The sequence below is a fragment of the Desulfovulcanus sp. genome (genome assembly GCF_982781345.1).
This window is the reverse complement of sequence record NZ_CEYAEZ010000105.1, coordinates 1-3,108: the sequence shown is the minus strand read 5'-3', so window position 1 is coordinate 3,108 and position 3,108 is coordinate 1. Positions and strand designations below refer to the sequence as shown.

Annotated in this window: 3 protein-coding genes; all 3 read left to right on the top strand. The window is 44.0% G+C overall.

Going from position 1 to position 3,108, the window contains the following annotated elements:
* Nucleotides 1-130 precede the first annotated feature (130 nt).
* Nucleotides 131-1,132, top strand: coding sequence for an acyltransferase family protein (locus AC3WVG_RS11255; protein ID WP_488798213.1), 1,002 nt, complete (start codon nt 131-133; stop codon nt 1,130-1,132).
* Nucleotides 1,133-1,630: 498 nt separating this feature from the next.
* Nucleotides 1,631-2,320 carry a class I SAM-dependent methyltransferase gene (locus AC3WVG_RS11250; protein ID WP_488798212.1) on the top strand — a complete coding sequence of 230 codons (690 nt, stop codon included), beginning with the start codon at nt 1,631-1,633 and terminating at the stop codon, nt 2,318-2,320.
* The coding region (locus AC3WVG_RS11245) for a glycosyltransferase family 2 protein (protein WP_488798211.1) at nt 2,317-3,108 on the top strand (792 nt) is incomplete at its 3' end. The genes AC3WVG_RS11250 and AC3WVG_RS11245, both read left to right, overlap by 4 nt.

Here is a 3,108-nt window from a genome sequence, read left to right as displayed (position 1 = left end):
ATCCCCCGTGGTGGCGGAACTCTTCGCAAAAACTATGGGACAGTAGCGGGTCTGAAATATAGACAAAACAACAAGATGACAATATCTATTATGGAATGTTGACGTGTACGGATTTTATCGATTCCTATTGATGAGCATGGTTCTGCTTCATCATTTTTGGGTTGATCTGTTTGGATATACAGGTCGTTATGCAGTTTTTGCTTTTTACCTACTAAGTGGGTTCTTGAATACAACTGGTCTAATGCGGAAATATTCTAAGACTTGTCGAGGATCAGTAGCTTTCTTGCTGACTCGTTTTCAAAGAGTATATGGCCCGTATTGGATCGCGCTTATTGTCACCGGAGTATGTCTTAAGTTTTTTTTTGAAGGGAATGTTTCGCCGGTACATCGAGCAATACAACTTCCTCATAATGCACTGGACTGGTGTCGAAATATATTACTAATTGATTTTGTAGGTGCAGATACACGCCTAATACCTCCCGCCTGGTTTCTGTCAAGGTTACTTGCTCTTTACTTTATTGCCATATTTGTTGCTCGGAGCCGAACAATAACATGGTTGTGGTTTATTGGAAGTTTGGGGTGGACTTTCTATCAATTGTATAGAGGAGTAGAGTGGGCGGAGAGGTATTTCCCTTTGAGTGCTGCTTGCCTCCCTTTTAGTTTTGGTGCGGTGCTTGCGCACGAAATCCCCAATAATCGAAAGATTTTTTTGAATTATCGGTTGGGGATGGTTTATGTTGTAACTATAGGAACAGTAGTCTTCTTCTCATCTTTTTCATTTCTAAAATTTAGATTGGCAAGCACAGTGGGTTTTTATTCCTTTGTTCTAGCTAATGGGGTGATAATAGCGGCATTGCAAAATGTGAAGCTGAGAAAATCGTCATCCTTTGTCGCCAGCTTTGATTTATGGTGTGGCAGGATAGCCTATCCCTTGTTTTTGTATCACTGGTTGGTTGCTAGCTTCCTTGTAGAATCAGGAATAACTAGAGTCGGGACACAGGGGAGATTATTTCTTGTTGGATACCCTATTTCCGTTCTCGTTGCTTTCTTTATGGCAAGAATCGTGGAAATGCCTTTTGAACATATGCGTAGTAATATAACTGCAAAGATGGTACAAAAACTTGAAATATAGGCTTCCTTCGCTCTGGTTGAAGATATAACGTCTTGTTAATCCGAACATAAATAGATGACAGATTGGAGTTACCTCCGTTTTTATGGACAGCCAGATACAGAGAACCTTCCCAAGTCGGGACGTAGCTGATATCGGCAACTCCAGAACCGATCCGGAGCCTCGGCAGCAAAGTCCCGATCCCCCCAAATTCGGCTGCGGCCGGGAAAATTCTTCTCTAACCGTCGTGCGACAAGCCTCGACGACGACTGACACCGGCAAGCCCCACCGCTTTCATCAGCCGGCCCAGCCGGTTCCTGCCGACATCAGCAAAAAACGACATCGGGAATCATGGTTGACATGCTGATTCATAGAGCGGGGACGAGAAGGCTGGAATGTCCTAATTGCATGTTGTGTGGGGGGAGTGACTATGATCGAAAGTATACGTTTGCGCCGTTCCAGGTTGTACAATGTTGTGAATGCGGCTTCGTATATTTGAATCCGAGACTGACCGAAGATACGATGCTGAGAGTATATGAAGGGGGAGAATATTTTGAAGGGCCAGGGTCAGGTTATCAATCATATAGAGCTCAGGAGAAGGCTCTGCGACAAACATATAGGAAATTATTGGCAACAATAGAAAAACATATTACCAAGAAGGAACGATTATTGGAAGTGGGCTGTGGATACGGTTTTTTGTTAGACGAGGCAAGAGATATGTTTCGACAAAGGGTTGGGACAGAACTCTCAGTTGAGGCTGTTTCCGTTGCTAAGAGGTATGGTACATCCGTCATACGAGGGGGAATTACTTCTATCCCAGAAGAAGAGAAATATGATTTGGTCTTGTCTAATCAAGTTATTGAGCATATTTATAACCCGCGTAGATTCTTGCTTGAGTTACGGAAAAGGCTTGTTGCTGATGGCGCGATAGCGATTACAACGCCTTGGTTTGGTGGCCCCGTGTACCAGCTCACGCGTAAGCGTTGGCCGTCATTTAAGGTGCCAGAGCATGTCGGATTTTATAATCATGAAACCTTAGAAAAGTTGTTCCATGAGGCGGGATTGAGCAGAACAATCAAGGTGCCAGCACCTCATGCGTTTCCTCTAAAACTGCTTCTTAAGAAAGTGGGGATAGAAGTGTCAGCTAAATTTGGTGATCTAAGTATTTGGATCCCGGGGACAACTATTTGTATTTTGGGGAAGCAATCATGACCATAAGTAATATGTTTACTATTGTATTGCCGGTCTACCGAGAATCCAAAATAATTACAGAAGTCATCAAAAAGGTCTGCTATCATGCTGAGAAGACGGACATGGATTACGAACTTCTTATTGTAGACGATGGATCCGACGATAAGACTTGGGAGAAAATAAAAGGGGAGAGTGAATTAAATGTGGTTTTGCGGGGCATCCGTTTGAGCCGTAACTTTGGGAAGGAGGCGGCTATTTGTGCTGGTTTGGAACACGCACGAGGCGCGGCGGTTATAGTAATCGACGCCGATCTGCAACATCCCCCAGAGTTGATCCCGGAGATGGTTCGTTTATGGAAGGACGGGGGATTTGAGATCGTTAACGCCGTTAAGAAGACTCGAGGGGACGAAGGTAAATTTTACCACTTTGCTGCAAAGACTTTCTACAGAGTTTTTCGAGGGCTTACCGGTCAGAGAATTGAAGGTGAGACTGATTATAAGCTTCTAGATCGTAAAGTCATTGAGGCTTGGAGCGGCATGACGGAAAAGAGCGTATTTTTTCGAGGGATGATTTCTTGGCTTGGATTTCGATCGACTAACATCCCGATGCAGGTTGGACAGCGATTGGAGGGGAAATCGAAATGGCCTTTTGTTCGTTTGACGCGTTTGGCAATAAATGCGATAACGGCATTTACCTCTTTCCCCCTACATTTTGTAACCATAATCGGGTTAGTATTTTTCGGTGGCTCTGTGCTTCTTGGTATTCATACTTTGTACATGAAATTGACGAATCAGGCCGTCGAGGGCTTT

What these genes read in the sequence shown, in the direction of transcription:
- AC3WVG_RS11255 (WP_488798213.1), top strand. Translation starts at nt 131, where the DNA reads ATGAGCATGGTTCTGCTTCATCATTTTTGGGTTGATCTGTTTGGATAT.
- AC3WVG_RS11250 (WP_488798212.1), top strand. Translation starts at nt 1,631, where the DNA reads ATGCTGAGAGTATATGAAGGGGGAGAATATTTTGAAGGGCCAGGGTCA.